Raw genomic sequence first — 15,745 nt, forward strand, 5'->3', positions numbered from 1 at the left:
CCTTGGGGATCTGAGCATGGCCCTCTCCCGCGCTCATCGCCGCGAGGAAACGAACTTCTGGCCGGGCTTCGTCGACGCGCTCTCGACGATGCTGATCGGCATCGTCTTCCTGCTGACCGTCTTCGTGCTCGGCCAGTTCTTCCTCTCGCAGGAGATCACCGGCAAGGACACGGCGCTCGAGCGCCTCAACAAGCAGATTTCCGAGCTCACCGACCTGCTGGCCTTGGAGCGGTCCTCGAACCGACAGGCGCAGGAGAGCCTGCAGCTCATGCAGTCGACCCTGACGCGCGAGCAGGCCGAGCGCGGCCGCATCCAGGACATGCTCAGCACCCAGTCCAGCAATGGCCCGGCCCAGCTCGCCGACGCGCAGAAGGCACTGGAAAGCGAGAAGCAGCTCACCGCCCGCGCCCAGGCCACGGTCGATCTGGTCAACCAGCAGATTCTCGCCATGCGCCGCCAGCTCGCCGCGCTGGAGGAGGCGCTCTCCGCGTCGGAGGCCAAGGACAAGGATTCGCAGGCCCGCATTTCCGAGCTCGGCTCGCGCCTCAACGTTGCGCTGGCCCAGCGCGTGCAGGAGCTGGCGCGCTATCGTTCGGACTTCTTCGGGCGCCTGCGGCAGGTGCTCGGCACGCGGCCGGACATCCGCGTCGTCGGCGACCGCTTCGTCTTCCAGTCCGAGGTCTTCTTCGATGCCGGCCAAGCCGTGCTGAAGCCCGAGGGCAAGGTGGAGCTCGACAAGCTCGCCACGATCCTGGTCGATCTCGGCCGCGAGATGCCGCCCGACCTGCCCTGGATCCTGCGCGTCGACGGCCATACCGACAACCGTCCGATCAAGACCGCGCAATTCCCCTCGAACTGGCACCTCTCCTCGGCTCGCGCCATCGCCGTCGTCGAGTACCTGATGTCGCGCGGCCTTCCGAGCGACCGTGTCGCGGCCACCGGCTTCGGCGAATACCAGCCGCTCGACGTCGCCAATACCGACGAGGCGCACCGCCGCAACCGCCGTATCGAATTCAAGATCACGGAGCGCTGAGATCACGGATCCACGGCCGGCCAACCCGGCGGCTACGCCCCCTGCCCCGCCCGGCCTTCCCCTGTAACGGCGATGACTCGCCGCAGGGTCGCGCGCAAATCCGCCGCCTCCTGCGTGCCAAAGGCCGCCTCGAACTCGGCCTGCGCCTCTTGCCAGCGCCCCGCAGCCGCAGCGAGCTTCGTTTCTCCGGTCGCCGTCAGGTGCAGGCTGCGCGTCCGGCCGTCCGGGCCCGGCCCGATCTCCAGCAACCCGTCGCGCTCGAGCGGCTTGAGCGCCCGTCCGAGCGTGGTGCGGTCCATCACCATCCGCTGCGCCAGCGCGCCGATCGGCTGGGGGCCGCACCGCCCCAGCGTCGAAAGGATCGAGTACTGCGAAGCGCGCAAGCCCTCCGCAGCGAGATGGCGTTCATAGATCTGGCTGACATGCCGCGCCGCCTGGCGTAGCGCCAGGCTGTTGCAGAGCGTTGCCGAGCGTTCCTCGAAGGTCGCTTTTCGCATGGCATCCATTCTCCATACGCGCCGCCTCCGGTGCGCCCGGCCCTTGGAAACAGGTGCATATGCGCGTATTGCCGGCAAGACAAGTGCATATGCACCTTTTCCGGAGATGGTTATGGACGCGCGCACCCGACGCCTGCTGGAAGCGCCAGTCGGTCCGACAATCATTCGCCTGGCCCTTCCCAATGTCGCGGTGATGGTGGTGCAGGCCTCGATCGGCCTGATCGAGACCTATTTCGTCGCCCGGCTGGGGCTGGACGCGCTCACAGGCATGGCGCTGGTCTTCCCGCTGCTGATGCTGCTGCAGATGGTCTCCGCCGGCGCGATGGGTGGCGGCATCCTGTCCGCCATCGCCCGCGCCCTCGGCTCCGGCCGGCGCGAGGAGGCGAACGGGCTGGTCTGGCATGCGGTGGCGATCACCGTGCTGCTCGGCACCCTGACCACGGTCGCGGCCTTCGCCTTCGCACCGAGGCTGTTCACAGCCATGGGCGGCCGCGAGGGTTCGCTCGCCGCCGCCCTGCTCTATGCCAACATCGTCTTCGCCGCCGCCGTGCCGCTCTGGCTGTTCAACTCGCTGGCTGCCGTCATCCGCGGCACCGGCAACATGGTCTTCCCTGCGGCGGTCATCGTCGTCGGCGCGATTATCCTGATCCCGCTCTCGCCCGTGCTGATCTTCGGCTACGGTCCGCTGCCACATCTCGGCGTGGCCGGCGGCGCGCTCGCAATCGTGCTCTACTACTGCGTCGGCACGGTCGTCTTCGCCGTCTACATCTGGTCGGGGCGCAGCGTGCTGAAGCCGTCGCTGCTGCCGCCGCGCCTGTCCTGGCCGCCCTTGCGCGACATCCTGCGGGTCGGCGCCCTCTCTTCTCTCGTCTCAATCTCGACCAACGTCACCGCCGCGGTCGCCACCGGCCTTGCCGGGCTCGTCGGTTCGGCCGCCGTCGCCGGCTATGGCACCGGGGTCAGGCTGGAATATCTGCTCGTCCCGCTGGTCTTCGGGCTTGGGGCGCCGACCGCGGCCATGGTCGGCACCTGCATCGGCGCAGGGAACCGGGAACGTGCGCTGAAGGTCGCCTGGACGGGGGCGATCATCGCCGGCCTGATCACCGAGGTGATCGGCATCGCGGCCGCGCTCTGGCCTGCGGCCTGGCTCTCGCTCTTCGGCGATGATCCGCAGATGATCGCTGTCGGCTCGGATTACCTGCGCATCGTCGGACCGACCTATGGCTTCTTCGGCTTCGGCCTGACGCTCTACTTCGCCTCGCAGGGCGCCGGACGCATGACCTGGCCGATGCTGGCCGCGCTGCTGCGCGTCGCCATTGCGGCAGGCGGCGGCTGGCTCGCCGTCATCGCCTTCGGCCAGAGCAACGGTCTCTTCGTCGCTCTGGCGGTCGCGCTCGTCGTCTATGGCGTCGCCAACGGACTCATCGTCGCCAGCGGCGCCTGGTTCCGCGAGCCGGCAAAGGCGCGGGCCGTGGCCGGGCAGCCCGCCTGAAGCTCAGGCCGCCTCCAACCCGAACTGCAGCGCCGCCAGCCGGGCATAGAGCCCGCCGCGCGCCTTGAGCTCGGCATGGCTGCCTTCCTCGACGACGCGCCCGTCCTCCATGACGAGAATCCGGTCGGCCGAGAGGATGGTGGCGAGGCGATGCGCCACCACCAGCGTCGTACGGCCCTGCATCAGCCGGTCGAGCGCATCCTGCACCGCCCGCTCGCTTTCGGAATCGAGCGCGCTCGTCGCCTCGTCCAGCAGCAGGATCGGCGCGTCCTTCAGGATGGCGCGGGCGATGGCGAGACGCTGCCGCTGCCCGCCCGAGAGCGTCACGCCCCGCTCGCCCACCACCGTCTCGTAGCCTTGCGGCAAAGCGCGGATGAAACCGTCAGCCGCAGCGAGCTTGGCCGCCGCCTCCACCTCCTCCAGGGAGGCGCCGGGCCGGCCATAGGCAATATTGTCACGGATCGAGACGCCAAACACGGTCGGCTCCTGTGGCACCAGCGCGAAGCGCTCGCGCCAGGCCTCCGGATCGGCCTCCGGCCCGGCGACGCCGTCGACGACGACACGCCCGCCCTGCGGATCGTAGAACCGCAGCGCCAGCTGCAGCACCGTGCTCTTGCCCGCTCCCGAGGGCCCGACCAGCGCGACGCGCTCGCCCGGCCGGACCGAGAAGTTGAGCTTCGCCAGCGCCGATCCGTCCCGCCCTGGATAATTGAAGGAGACATTCTCAAAGGAAAGCTCGCCGAGCGAAGGCTGCGGCATGGCCTTCGGGTGCGGCGGGGCGGCAATGGCGGGCTTCAGCGCCAGGATCTCGCCGAGACGGCTCGAAGCGCCGGCCGCCGCGCTGATGTCTCCATAGACCTCCGAGAGCTGGCCGAGCGAGCTCGCCGCCAGCACGGCATAGAGGATGAACTGCGAGAGCCGCCCGCCGGTCATCCGCCCGTCGAAGACTTCGGTCGCGCCCGTCCACAGCACCGCGACGACGCTGGCGCTGACCAGGAAGATCGCGACGCCCGAGAGCAGCGCCCGGGAGACGGTGGCCGAGCGGGCCGTATCATAGGCCTCGTCTGATGCCGCCTGGAAGCGCTGTGCCGTCTGCCCGGCAGCGCCGAAGGACTGCATCGTGCGGATTGCGCCCACGGCCTCGGCGGCGAAGGCGGAGGCGTCGGCGAGCCTGTCCTGCGCCATCCGCGCCCGGCGCCGGACCGAGCGGCCTGACAGCACCAGCGGCACCACGATCAGCGGAATCACGCCGATCACGATGGCGGAGAGCCGCGGGCTCGTCGCGATCATCAGCCCAAGCGCGCCCAGCGCCATGATGGCGTTGCGCAGCGCGATCGAGGCGGTCGAGGCGAAGGTCGACTTGATCTGGGTGGTGTCGGCGGTCAGCCTCGAGACGAGATCGCCCGCGCGGCTCGAATCGAAGAACGCCGGCTCGAGCCGCGTCAGATGGCGGAAGACGTCGGCGCGCAGCGAAGCGACGATGCGCTCGCCAACCGTCATGACGAGATAGAACCGCGCCGAACTCGCCAGCGCCAGCACGGCGACCACGCCGATCAACAGAATGAAATAACTGTCGGCGAGCTGCCTCTCGCCGCCCGCGAAGCCGACATCGATGACGCGCCGGACCGCCAGGGGCAGCGCCAGCGTCGCCAGCGAGGCGACGATGAGCGCGATGAGCGCCAACGCGATCCGCCCCTTCTGCGCCCGTGCATAGGGCCAGAAGGTCATGAGCGACCGGAAATCGGGCCGCACCTTGTCATTCGCCTTTCCGGCGGTGTTGTCAGCCTCGGCCACGCGCCGGAACTCCTGCACTGCGCGCCTGTCTCGGCCGCGCTTCCTCGGTCCATATAGATTGCGCGCGGGTGAAGCCCATCGCGGCCCGCTTGGCAAACGACGCAACGCCGCAGGCGGTATTGGCCTGCCGGTGAACTTGCCCGTGAACTTGCCGGCGAACTTGCACTGAAGCCCTGGCTGCGATATGTGCACGCGACTTCACGACAGGCTCATCCGAATTCTTTCGACGGGCCGGGCAGGCTCGCCTGCTTGTCGACACGCCCTTTTGTACGTTCGAGGATTTCGTCATGGCCAAGACCGGCATCCACCCCGACTACCACACCATCAAGGTCGTGATGACCGATGGTTCCGAATACTTCACCCGCTCGACGTACGGCAAGGAAGGGGACACCCTCAACCTTGACATCGACCCCAAGACCCACCCGGCCTGGACCGGTGGCTCGGCGCAGTTGATGGACCGCGGCGGCCGCGTCTCGCGCTTCAACTCGCGCTTCGCGGGCCTGGGTGCGATCGGCAAGAAGTGATGCTGCGGCGCCCCGGCGCCGTCGTTGACCTGAGACAAAAAACCCGGCCGAAAGGCCGGGTTTTTCGTTTTGGCCTAGCCGTCATTGCGAGGAGCGAAGCGACGAAACAATCCAGGGAGACGTAGAACTCTGCCGCCCCAGGAGTGCTTCGCTGCGCTCGCAATGACGGTGCGATGCCCGCACCCGAACTGCCTACCAGGAGATCCCGAGCCGGGCCTGCAGGCTCGCGAGCTGATCCTGAACCGGATTTGCCGTCTCGCCGGCAGGAGCCGTGCCGTTCATCTGGCTCTCGAGATGGCGCACGCGCGCCTGCAGCCGCCCGGCATGGGCCATCAGGTCGAGCAGGCGCTCCGGCAGCTGCGCGACGATGTGCTCGGCCGGCGTCCCCATCGGATCGCTGATCCTGACCCGGTTCTGCTCTGCTCTCGCCTGCTCGGGGCTCAGCTCGCCCTCGGCGACCGCGCGCTGCGTCAGCAGCCAGGAGGCGATCTGCATCAGCCGGGTCGTCAGGCGCATGCTTTCGGTGGCGTAGCTCAGCGAGATCTCGCGCGGCAGCGCCGCGGCGTCCTTGCGGCCATCGCCGTCGAGATAGGAGGCTGTCTGCTCGACCAGGCCCATGCCCTCGCGGAAGAGCAGCATGAAGGCTTCGGAGCGGACGAAACGGCGCGCGAAGGACAGCGCGCCCTCCTCGGTCGGCGGGTCCATGAGCTGGACGTCGTTCATGCGGTGTCTCCCATCGGCACAGGCCCGTGCACGTCTGAAACGCGTCACGGATGATGCCGCTCACATCGCAAGGATAACGCCGATCGATGCGATCGATGGCGGTAAGATGTTGTTAACCTTAACAGCGCTAGACATCCGTGGCGAAAGCGAGGCGACCGTCCACAGAAACGGGAACGCGGCCGGGTCGCAAGGGAGCGCCGGACAAAAAAGAGCCGCCTGAAGGCGGCTCGTGAAGGTCAACAGGGAGGCGTCAAACAGAGTGGGCAGGAGCCACTCGACATCCAGACAAACTGGATGGTCCGATTCATACTTTGGAATCATTAACGCCCCGTTAACGGTGGCCCTCCGTGACGCTTTTTCAGGCGGGTTTTCGAAAGAACGCATCCGCGGCAGAGCGTGAGGCATCCTTGCGGGCCCGCGCCTCGTCGAGCCGCTCGATCTCCGCTCTCAGCGCGGCAATCCTCTCGTCGATCTCGGCCAGCGACAGCATCGACAGATCCTGCCCGATCTCGTGTACGCTTTTCGGCTTGGGCCGGTCATCATCCGCGAATATCGACATGGCGACCTCGTATCTGCTCAAACTGCGCGGCAGGCTAGCCAACTCACGGCCGCAGTCACGCTGCGCCGCACAATGCCGGAAAGACGGGACTCGATGCACACCACGCCAGAGACGATGACCGCGATCGGAATCGCGACGCCGGGCGCTCCCGAAGTCCTGAAGCCCGAGACGCGACCGGTTCCGAAGCCGGGGCCGGGCGAGGTCCTGGTCGCGGTCGCGGCTGCCGGCGTCAACCGGCCGGACGTGCTGCAGCGCAAGGGCAACTATGCCCCCCCGCCGGGCACCTCCGACATCCCCGGCCTGGAGATCGCCGGCACGGTCGTGGCGCTCGGCGAAGGCGCGACGCGGTTTGCCATCGGCCAGCAGGTCTGCGGCCTCGTCGCCGGCGGCGGCTATGCCGAATATGCGGCGGTGCACGAGAGCAACGCCCTGCCGGCGCCGAAGGGGCTTTCCCTCGCCGAGGCCGGCGCGATCCCGGAGACCTATTTCACCGTCTGGACCAATGTCTTCCAGCGCGGGCGGCTTGCGGCCGGCGAGAGCTTCCTCGTCCATGGCGGCTCCTCCGGCATCGGCACCACCGCAATCCAGCTCGCCAAGGCCTTCGGCGCGACCGTGCTGGCGACGGCGGGCTCCGACGACAAATGCCGGGCCTGCCGCGATCTCGGCGCCGACCACGCCATCAACTACCGCACCGAGGATTTCGTCGCTGCGGCGAGGGCCGCAACCGAGGGGCGCGGCGTGAACCTGATCCTCGACATGGTCGGCGGCGACTATATCGACCGCAACTACGAAGCCGCGGCCGACCAGGGCCGCATCGTCCAGATCGCCTTCCTCAACGGCCCGAAGGCCAGCGTCAATTTCAGCCGGCTGATGCTGAAGCGCCTGACCCATACCGGTTCGACGCTGCGGCCGCGCACGGTCGCGGAGAAGGCCGCAATCGCCGCCGAACTGCACGAGAAGGTCTGGCCGCTGCTGGAAGCCGGGCGCTGCAAGCCGCTGGTCCACGCCACCTTCCCGCTGGCGCAGGCGTCCGAGGCGCACCGGCTGATGGAATCGAGCGCCCATATCGGCAAGATCGTGCTGACCGTGTGATCCCGGCCGCAACCGCGGCCTCGATATGCTGCGGTTGCGGCGGATCATATCTTGATCCGCCGGGAATTGGCGTCTAAACGCAGCGTCACAGGGTCCGCAGTTCACCCAGGCGTCGCCGATCCCGCAAGGGAAGCTAAACCTGCGATTTCGATATCTTGCCAGACAGCTTGTCCTTGGCCGGGTCGTAAGACGGTGACCACGACACTCCGATCCGGAGCGGCCTTTCATCGAGGATGAGAGATGTCGAGATCCCAAATACCCTTCGTCGCCGACGACATGTCGGCACTTGCACGCTCCCTGCGCACGCAGCTCGCCGGCCGCGACGGCCTGCCCGGCCATGTCGAGCTGCTGAACATGCTGTCGCGCGCCGCCGGCCGGCGCAATTTCCAGCATTTCCGCGCTCAGGCTTCGGCGCATGAGCGGCTTGCGGCCCCGCTGGCCGCGCCTGAGCCTGTCGATCACCTGCGCGTCGCGCGCACGGCCCGGCAGTTCGACGCCGATGGCTGCCTGACGCGCTGGCCGAGCCGCCCCTGGCAGCGCCAGCTCTGCCTCTGGGTGCTGTGGTCGGGCATCCCGGCCGGTGAGACCTTCTCGGAGAAGGCCATCAGCACGCTGCTCAACGGGCTCCAGCGCTTCGGCGACCACGCGCTGATGCGTCGCGAGCTCGTCGACAACGGCTTGCTCTTCCGCACCGACGACTGCCGGATCTACCGGCGGATCGAGCGAAAGCCGCCGGCCGACGCGGTCGCGCTGATCCGGCACCTGAAGACGCGCGCCTGACAGGCGCGCTCCTCATCCTCCCGCCCGGAGAACGTCATGAATCATTTCGAAGCGGCGGCCGGCGCGAGGCCCCGCCCAGCCTTGCTGCAGACACAACAGGGGCCGGTGCAGTACCATTCATCCGGTGACGGGCCGGCGTTACTGGCCCTTCACGGCGGCATGGGCGGCTACGATCAGTCGCTGCTCCTGGCCGGGGCACTGCTCGGGCGTTCGAGCGGGCTGCGAGTGATCGCACTCTCGCGCCCTGGTTATCTCGGCACTCCGCTCGGAAGTTGCCTGACGCCGGAAGCGCAGGCGGATCTCTATGTCGAGGTTCTCGACTCGCTCGGCATCGACAAGGCAAGGATCGCAGCGGTCTCGGCCGGTGGTCCTTCCGCCTTGCAGTTCGCGATACGACACCCCTCCCGATGCGCAGCTCTTATCCTGGTCTCTGCCTGCAGCGGTCGCCTCTCGACTCCGCCCTCTATCCTATCGCGCCTGCGCGTCATGCGCCTGCTCACCCTGATCCCGGGTCTGTCTGCGCTCCTGCGCCGCCGTGTCCGCAGATCGCCGGAACGGGCAATGACACGTTCGATCCCCGATGCTGCGACACGGGCCAGCGTGTTGGCTCACCCCGACGCAGGCAGGCTGATGCTCTCCCTGCAGGACAGCGTCTTCGACGCATTGCCCCGGCGCATAGCGGGCACGATCAACGACATCGAACGTTTCGCGGCGCTGGAGCCCATTCCCTTCGAACGGATCCTCGCACCGACCCTGGTCGTTCACGGAACAGCGGACAAGATCGTCGCCCCTGCCCATGGGGAGAGCGTTGCCAACGCAGTGCCGGGCGCAGAGCTGATGTCGATCCCTGGCGGGAGGCACGTCGCCCTGGTCACGCATCTCGATCTCGTGAGGGCCAGAGTCGCGGCATTTCTGGGCATTGCATAGTCGAACGCATCGCACCGGACGGCCGCTCTTTTCGTGGACAGCCGCCCCGCCCTCGCCTATAAGGCGCGCCATCCTGCTCATCGACGATGATTTGGATGGCCGGCCGGGGAGGCCGGTCGGCGCATGAGAGCTATTGTCCGCGACCCTGCCCTTGCGAGCCCTGCAGCGGCACCAAAGGCATTTCAGGAGACGCAACCCGTGTCACAAACCCCGCTGATGCCCAAGGCCACCGCGGTCTGGCTTGTCGAGAACACCTCGCTGACGTTCGAGCAGATCGCCGAGTTCTGCAAGCTGCACCCGCTCGAGGTGCGTGGCATCGCCGATGGCGAGGTGGCGGCCGGCATCAAGGGCCTCGACCCGATCACCTCGGGCCAGCTCACCCGCGAGGAGCTGGAGCGCGCCGCCAAGGACACGAACCACCATCTGCGCCTGGCCGAGCGCAAGGTGAAGGTGCCGGAGATCAAGCGCACCAAGGGCCCGCGCTACACCCCCGTCTCCAAGCGCCAGGACCGGCCGAACGCCATCCTCTGGCTGCTGCGCAATCATCCCGAGCTCAAGGACGCGCAGATCATCCGCCTGATCGGCACCACCAAGTCGACCATCGCGCAGATCCGCGAGCGCACCCACTGGAACGCCCAGCAGCTCCAGCCGATCGACCCGGTCAGCCTCGGCCTGTGCTCGCAGATCGATCTCGACTTCGAGGTCGGCCGCGCCGCCAAGGACCGCCCTGCCGCACTGGCGGAAGCCGGCTCGACGCTGCTCTCGGCCGAAGAGACCACCGCGCCCGTGCCCACGCACAGCGAGAGCCAGCCCTTCGCCGATATGAGCCGGCCGAAGCGCGAGGAGGAAGCGGCGATCGACGTCGACTCCGTCTTCGCCAAGCTGAAGCAGCTCAAGCGCCCGGCCGACGACGAGGACGACGAGGGCTGAGGCTCTCCGCAGGCGTCATGCTCGGGCTTGACCCGAGCATCTCGGAAACCAGCGCTTGCCGTCATGGTCGGGCTTGTCCCGACCATCCACGTCTTCGCTGGTCGCGTGTTGTGTTCCAGGCGTGGGTGCTCGCCACAAGGGCGAGCATGACGCTGACTGAAACGGCATCGTGTTCATGGATTCCGGGTTCAGGCCTGCGGCCTGCCCCGGAATGACAGCGGGGCCTACCCCAGCCCCCTGCCTTTAAGCGCCACGCCGATCTCGGCCAGCACGGTGATATCCTCGATCGTCGCCGGAACGGCATAGTCCTCGCCATCGGCGATCTTCTTCATCGTCGCCCGCAGGATCTTGCCCGAGCGAGTCTTCGGCAGGCGGTTCACCGTCAGCGCCAGCTTGAAGGCCGCGACCGGCCCGATCCGCTCCCGCACCAGCGCGACGAGTTCCCGCTCGATCTGGTCCGGCGGCAGGGCTACGCCCGCCTTCAGCACCACGAAGCCGCAGGGTTGCTCACCCTTGAGTTCATCGCGGATGCCGACCACGGCGCACTCCGCCACCGCAGGATGCGCGGCCAGCACCTCCTCCATCCCGCCCGTCGAGAGCCTGTGGCCGGCGACATTGATGATGTCGTCCGTGCGGCCCATGATGAAGATATAACCGTCCTCGTCGATGAAGCCGGCGTCCGAAGTGTCGTAATAGCCCGGGAAATGCGCGAGATAGCCGTCGCGGAAGCGGACCTCGTTGCCCCAGAGCGTCTGCAGCGCGCCGGGCGGCAGCGGCAGCTTCAGCACGATCGCGCCCATCGTCCCCGGCTTCACCGGATGGCCGCCTTCGTCGAGGCATTGCACATCCCAGCCCGGCAGCGGCACGGTCGGCGAGCCGTGCTTGACCGGCAGCGCCCCCAGGCCCAGCGGATTGCCGACGATGGGCGAGCCCGTCTCGGTCTGCCACCAATGGTCGATCACCGGCACCTTGAGCAGCGCCTCGGCCCATTTCAGCGTCTCCGGATCGGCCCGCTCGCCCGCCAGGAACAGCGCCCTGAAGCCCGAGAGATCATGGCCTGCGAGGTGGCGTCCCTCCGGGTCCTCCTTGCGGATGGCGCGGAAAGCGGTCGGCGCCGTGAACAGCACCTTGATGTCGTGCTCGGCGATGAGCCGCCAGAAGGCGCCGGGATCGGGGGTGCCGACCGGCTTGCCCTCGTAGAGCACGCTCGTCGCCCCCTGGATCAGCGGCGCATAGACGATGTAGCTGTGCCCGACGACCCAGCCGACATCCGAGGCGGTGAACATCACCTCGCCCGGCTTCACGTCGTAAAGCTGGTCCATCGTCTCCTTGAGCACGACCATGTGCCCGCCATTGTCGCGCACCACGCCCTTGGGCCGCCCGGTCGTGCCGGAGGTGTAGAGGATGTAGAGCGGGTCCGTCGCCGCGACCTCGACGCACGGGGCCTTGCGCCCCGCGGTCTTGGCGGCGGCGACCAACGTGCGCCAGTTCTTGTCGCGCGTCGCATGCATCGAGGCCTCGGCCTGCGGGCGCTGCAGCACCACGCAGGTTTGCGGCTTGTGCGCGGCCATCTCGATCGCGCCGTCGAGCAGCGGCTTGTATTCGACCACGCGCGACGGCTCGATGCCGCAGGTCGCCGTCAGGATCACGCGGGGCTCGGCGTCGTCGATGCGGCTCGCAAGCTCCTTGGCCGCGAAGCCGCCGAACACCACCGAATGCACCGCCCCGATGCGGGCGCAGGCCAGCATGGCGAAGACCGCCTCCGGCACCATCGGCATGTAGATCAGCACGCGGTCGCCCTTGCCCACGCCGAGATCCTGCAGCACGGCGCCGAGGGTCGCGACCTCCTCCAGCAGCGCGGTATAGCTGTAGAGCGCCTTGGTGCCGGTGACGGGGCTGTCGTAGATCAGCGCCGCCTGCCCGCCCCGCCCGTCGCGGACATGGCGGTCGAGCGCGTTGAAGCAGGTGTTGCAGGTCGCGTCGGGGAACCAGCGGCCATAGGCGCCGGCATCCGGGTCGAACGCCTTCTGCGGCGGCTTGATCCACTCGATGCCGCGCGCGATCTCCAGCCAATAGGCTTCCGGGTCGGCCTGCCAGCGCGCATAGGTTTCGCGATAGCCTTCGCCGGGACGGGCGGGTGCCGCATGGAAGCCATTCATCGGAAGCGTTCCTCTGAGCCGGGTTTCATCTTAAAGCCTCGCGGCGAGCCGGCATGCGCGGGCGGGTTTTGCCGGGAATCCTGAGCACTCCCCTCGGCCAGCGCAAGCTCGCCGCCTTAAGACTTTCGCCCATCCCGTCCCACATCTCTCGGCCCAGCGGCGCAGCCTCCCTCCATGCCCTTCGACCTGCTCTTCTTCGCCGCCATGGTGCCGGCCGTCGTCCTGACCGGCCTGGCGAAAGGCGGCTTTTCGGGCTTGGGCCTGCTCTCCCTGCCATTGATGGCGCTGGTCGTCTCGCCGGTCACGGCTGCCGCGATCATGCTGCCGCTGCTGATCGCGCAGGATGTCGTCTCGGTCTGGTCCTACCGTCGCGACTTCGATCGCCGCAATCTCGCGACGCTCGCACCCGGCGCCCTGCTCGGCATCCTCGTCGGCTATCTCCTGGCCGCGAAGGTATCGGATGCGGCCGTCGTGCTCGCGGTCGGGCTGATCTCTGTCGGCTTTGCGCTGCGCCGGATGCTGAGCGACGGCAAGAAGCCCACCCTAGCTACTCAGGCCAACTGGAGCGGCGGAAGTCTCTGGGGCTTCGTCTGCGGCTTCACCAGCATGGTCGCTCATGCCGGTGGCCCACCCTTCCAGATCTATGTCATGCCGCAGAAGCTGCCGCCCGCCGTCTTCGTCGGCACGGGCGCGGTCTTCTTCGCCGCGATGAACCTCGTGAAGCTCGTCCCCTATCTCGCGCTCGGCCAGCTCAACGGCCAGAACCTCCTGGCCTCGGCCGCGCTGCTGCCCTTCGCGGTCGCCGCGACCTTTGCGGGGGTCTGGCTGGTCCGCCGCGTCCCGCCCGAGCGCTTCTACGGGATCGTGTACTGGCTCCTGCTGCTCGTCGGCACGAAGCTGATCTGGGACGGCGTCCAGGGGCTGGTTCAGTGACGGCACCGTCTCGCGACCCGCTCATACGTATTGCCACACCGGAGGATGCGCGCGCGATCGCGCAGGTCCATGTCGCGTCCTGGCGGGAAAGCTATGACGGGCTCGTCCCCGAGCCGATGCTGGCCACCCTCTCCGTTGAAGCGCGGGAGCACAGCTGGCGGGCGATGCTGGCCGACCTCGCCGCCTCCGGCCACACGGCGATCCTGGTCGCGGAGGACGATGGCGCGATCGTCGGCTTCGCGGCCTGTGGGCGCCAGCGCGAGGCCGGCCTCGCCGCACAGGGCTATGCCGCCGAGATCGGCTCGATCTATGTGCTCCAGCGCTGCCAGCGCCGGCAGCTCGGCACGCGGCTGATGCACGCCGCCTTCGGCGCCCTTGCGGAGGCCGGCTTCGAAGGCGCCAGCCTCTGGGTCCTGCGCGACAACGCCCCGGCGCGCCACTTCTACGAGCGCCTCGGCGGAAACCTCATCGGCCAGAAGGCCGACCAGAGAGGCTCCGTCGTCCTGCCGGAAGTCGCCTATGGCTGGCGCGACCTCGGGGTGATCAACGGCTAGGTCTTCGGCTGGCGCTTCGCCGCCGGTGTCGGCAGAATGGATAATTACCAGCGGCGGCGCTGGCGGCTAAGTCTGTCCGCGCTTGCGTGGAAGGTTCTGCAATGACCCGCTCGGCCTATGACACCGATCTCGACCGCAACCCGGCGAATTTTCAGCCGCTGACGCCGCTGACATTCCTGGAGCGCGCCGCCGCCGTCTTTCCGAACCACACGGCCATCGTCCACGGCCCGCTGCGGCGCACCTATTCCGAGTTCTACGCCCGCTCCCGCCGCGTGGCTTCGGCGCTGGCGAAGCACGGCATCGGCAAGAACGACACCGTCGCCGCGATGCTGGCGAACACGCCGGCCATGCTCGAATGCCACTACGGCGTGCCTATGGCCGGCGCGGTGCTGAACACCCTGAACACGCGGCTCGACGCCGCGATCATCGCCTTCTCGCTCGACCATGGCGAGGCCAAGGTGCTGGTCACAGACCGCGAATTCTCGAAGACGATCAAGGAGGCGCTCGCGCTCTGCAAGGCGAAGCCCATCGTCATCGACTATGACGACCCGGTCTATGACGGGCCGGGCGAGCGGCTGGGCAGCGTCGAATACGAGGATTTCGTCGCCGGCGGCGATCCCGATTTCGACTGGCTGATGCCGAATGACGAATGGGACGCCATCGCGCTGAACTACACCTCCGGCACCACGGGCGACCCCAAGGGCGTTGTCTATCACCATCGCGGCGCGAGCCTGCTCGCTACCTCGAACGTCATTACAGGCAATCTCGGCCGCCATCCGGTCTATCTCTGGACGCTGCCGATGTTCCACTGCAACGGCTGGTGCTTCCCCTGGACGATCTCGATCGTCGCCGGCACGCATGTCTGCCTGCGTCAGGTCCGTGCCAAGGCGATGTTCGACGCGCTGGCCGACCATGGCGTGACCCATCTGTGCGGCGCGCCGATCGTGATGTCGACGCTGCTGAACGCGCCTGCTGCCGAGCGCCGCGACTTCTCCCAGACCGTCTCCTTCTTCACCGCCGCCGCCCCGCCGCCCGAAGCCGTGCTCGCCGGCATGAAACAGGCGGGCTTCGCAGTCACGCATCTCTACGGGCTGACCGAGGTCTATGGCCCGGCCGTCGTCAACGACTGGAACGGGGCATGGGACGCACTGCCAGCTTCCGAGCAGGCCGCGCTCAAGGCCCGCCAGGGCGTGCGCTATCCGGCGCTGGAAGGGCTCGACGTGCTCGACCCCGAGACGATGGAGCCTGTTCCACGCGACGGCCTGACGCTGGGCGAGGTGATGATGCGCGGCAACGTCGTGATGAAGGGTTATCTCAAGAACCCGAAATCGACGCAGGCGGCCTTCGATGGCGGCTGGTTCCACACCGGCGATCTCGGCGTGCGCTATCCTGACGGCTACATCCAGCTGAAGGATCGTTCCAAGGACATCATCATCTCCGGTGGCGAAAACATCTCCTCGATCGAGGTCGAGGATGCGCTCTACAAGCACCCCGCAGTGCAGACTGCGGCGGTGGTGGCCAAGCCCGACGAGAAATGGGGCGAGACGCCCTGCGCCTTCATCGAGCTAAAGCCGGGCAAGGAGGCGACCGAGGCCGAGATCATCGCCTGGTGCAAGGAGCACCTCGCCTCGTTCAAATGCCCGCGCACGGTGATCTTCGCCGAAGTGCCGAAGACCTCGACCGGCAAGATTCAGAAATTCCGCCTGCGCGAGATGGCGAGGTCCCTGTAGCCGGCCTCGGCTCGCAGA

Annotated in this window: 15 protein-coding genes; 10 read left to right on the plus strand and 5 right to left on the minus strand. The window is 67.8% G+C overall.

The window, feature by feature from the left end:
- Window positions 1–16 precede the first annotated feature (16 nt).
- A complete protein-coding gene (locus BoBH3_RS00415; RefSeq protein WP_262328779.1) occupies window positions 17–1,033 on the plus strand; it encodes a peptidoglycan -binding protein in 1,017 nt (338 codons plus the stop codon).
- A 32-nt stretch (window positions 1,034–1,065) separates the two neighbouring features.
- Here BoBH3_RS00415 and BoBH3_RS00420 read toward each other — a convergent pair whose 3' ends face one another.
- Entirely contained in the window at window positions 1,066–1,530 is a 465-nt protein-coding gene (locus BoBH3_RS00420) for a MarR family winged helix-turn-helix transcriptional regulator (protein WP_262328780.1), read from the minus strand.
- A gap of 112 nt (window positions 1,531–1,642) precedes the next feature.
- Here BoBH3_RS00420 and BoBH3_RS00425 point away from each other — a divergent pair, with 112 nt between their 5' ends.
- On the plus strand, window positions 1,643–3,022 hold the full coding sequence (locus tag BoBH3_RS00425) for an MATE family efflux transporter (protein ID WP_262328781.1): 1,380 nt from the start codon (window positions 1,643–1,645) through the stop codon (window positions 3,020–3,022).
- A gap of 3 nt (window positions 3,023–3,025) precedes the next feature.
- On the opposite strand, the gene BoBH3_RS00430 is transcribed toward BoBH3_RS00425, so the two are convergent.
- Window positions 3,026–4,750, minus strand: coding sequence for an ABC transporter transmembrane domain-containing protein (locus BoBH3_RS00430; protein ID WP_410050551.1), 1,725 nt, complete (start codon window positions 4,748–4,750; stop codon window positions 3,026–3,028).
- Between the two features lie 353 nt (window positions 4,751–5,103).
- On the opposite strand from BoBH3_RS00430, the gene rpmE reads away from it, so the two are divergent.
- Complete coding sequence (gene rpmE / locus BoBH3_RS00435; protein ID WP_262328782.1) at window positions 5,104–5,340, plus strand: 50S ribosomal protein L31; 237 nt, start codon at window positions 5,104–5,106, stop codon at window positions 5,338–5,340.
- Between the two features lie 192 nt (window positions 5,341–5,532).
- Here the strand turns inward: rpmE and rcdA are convergent, their stop codons facing one another.
- A complete protein-coding gene (gene rcdA / locus BoBH3_RS00440) occupies window positions 5,533–6,063 on the minus strand; it encodes a protease adaptor protein RcdA (RefSeq protein WP_262328783.1) in 531 nt (176 codons plus the stop codon).
- Between the two features lie 358 nt (window positions 6,064–6,421).
- A complete protein-coding gene (locus BoBH3_RS00445) occupies window positions 6,422–6,622 on the minus strand; it encodes a DUF1192 domain-containing protein (RefSeq protein ID WP_262328784.1) in 201 nt (66 codons plus the stop codon).
- A gap of 93 nt (window positions 6,623–6,715) precedes the next feature.
- Between BoBH3_RS00445 and BoBH3_RS00450 the strand changes: the two genes are divergently transcribed.
- The 4 genes from BoBH3_RS00450 (at window position 6,716) to BoBH3_RS00465 (ending at window position 10,351) form a co-directional block, all read left to right on the plus strand.
- Window positions 6,716–7,714, plus strand: coding sequence for an NAD(P)H-quinone oxidoreductase (locus BoBH3_RS00450; protein ID WP_262328785.1), 999 nt, complete (start codon window positions 6,716–6,718; stop codon window positions 7,712–7,714).
- A 240-nt stretch (window positions 7,715–7,954) separates the two neighbouring features.
- Window positions 7,955–8,494, plus strand: coding sequence for a DUF2087 domain-containing protein (locus BoBH3_RS00455; protein WP_262328786.1), 540 nt, complete (start codon window positions 7,955–7,957; stop codon window positions 8,492–8,494).
- 36 nt (window positions 8,495–8,530) lie between these two features.
- The gene (locus BoBH3_RS00460; protein WP_262328787.1) at window positions 8,531–9,421 is read left to right on the plus strand and encodes an alpha/beta fold hydrolase; all 891 of its coding nucleotides are present in this window, start codon (window positions 8,531–8,533) and stop codon (window positions 9,419–9,421) included.
- A gap of 198 nt (window positions 9,422–9,619) precedes the next feature.
- Window positions 9,620–10,351, plus strand: coding sequence for a DUF1013 domain-containing protein (locus BoBH3_RS00465; RefSeq protein WP_262328788.1), 732 nt, complete (start codon window positions 9,620–9,622; stop codon window positions 10,349–10,351).
- A gap of 224 nt (window positions 10,352–10,575) precedes the next feature.
- Here the strand turns inward: BoBH3_RS00465 and BoBH3_RS00470 are convergent, their stop codons facing one another.
- Window positions 10,576–12,510 carry a propionyl-CoA synthetase gene (locus BoBH3_RS00470; RefSeq protein WP_262328789.1) on the minus strand — a complete coding sequence of 645 codons (1,935 nt, stop codon included), beginning with the start codon at window positions 12,508–12,510 and terminating at the stop codon, window positions 10,576–10,578.
- A gap of 174 nt (window positions 12,511–12,684) precedes the next feature.
- Here BoBH3_RS00470 and BoBH3_RS00475 point away from each other — a divergent pair, with 174 nt between their 5' ends.
- The 3 genes from BoBH3_RS00475 (at window position 12,685) to BoBH3_RS00485 (ending at window position 15,727) form a co-directional block, all read left to right on the plus strand.
- Entirely contained in the window at window positions 12,685–13,443 is a 759-nt protein-coding gene (locus tag BoBH3_RS00475; protein ID WP_262328790.1) for a sulfite exporter TauE/SafE family protein, read from the plus strand.
- The gene (locus BoBH3_RS00480; RefSeq protein WP_262328791.1) at window positions 13,440–13,997 is read left to right on the plus strand and encodes a GNAT family N-acetyltransferase; all 558 of its coding nucleotides are present in this window, start codon (window positions 13,440–13,442) and stop codon (window positions 13,995–13,997) included. Before BoBH3_RS00475 ends, BoBH3_RS00480 begins: the two co-directional genes overlap by 4 nt.
- Before the next feature lie 101 nt (window positions 13,998–14,098).
- Window positions 14,099–15,727, plus strand: a complete 1,629-nt coding sequence (locus BoBH3_RS00485) for an acyl-CoA synthetase (protein WP_262328792.1) — start codon at window positions 14,099–14,101, stop codon at window positions 15,725–15,727.
- Window positions 15,728–15,745 lie beyond the last annotated feature (18 nt).

It is taken from the genome of Allobosea sp. BH3, assembly GCF_025499465.1.
Lineage (GTDB): Bacteria > Pseudomonadota > Alphaproteobacteria > Rhizobiales > Beijerinckiaceae > Allobosea.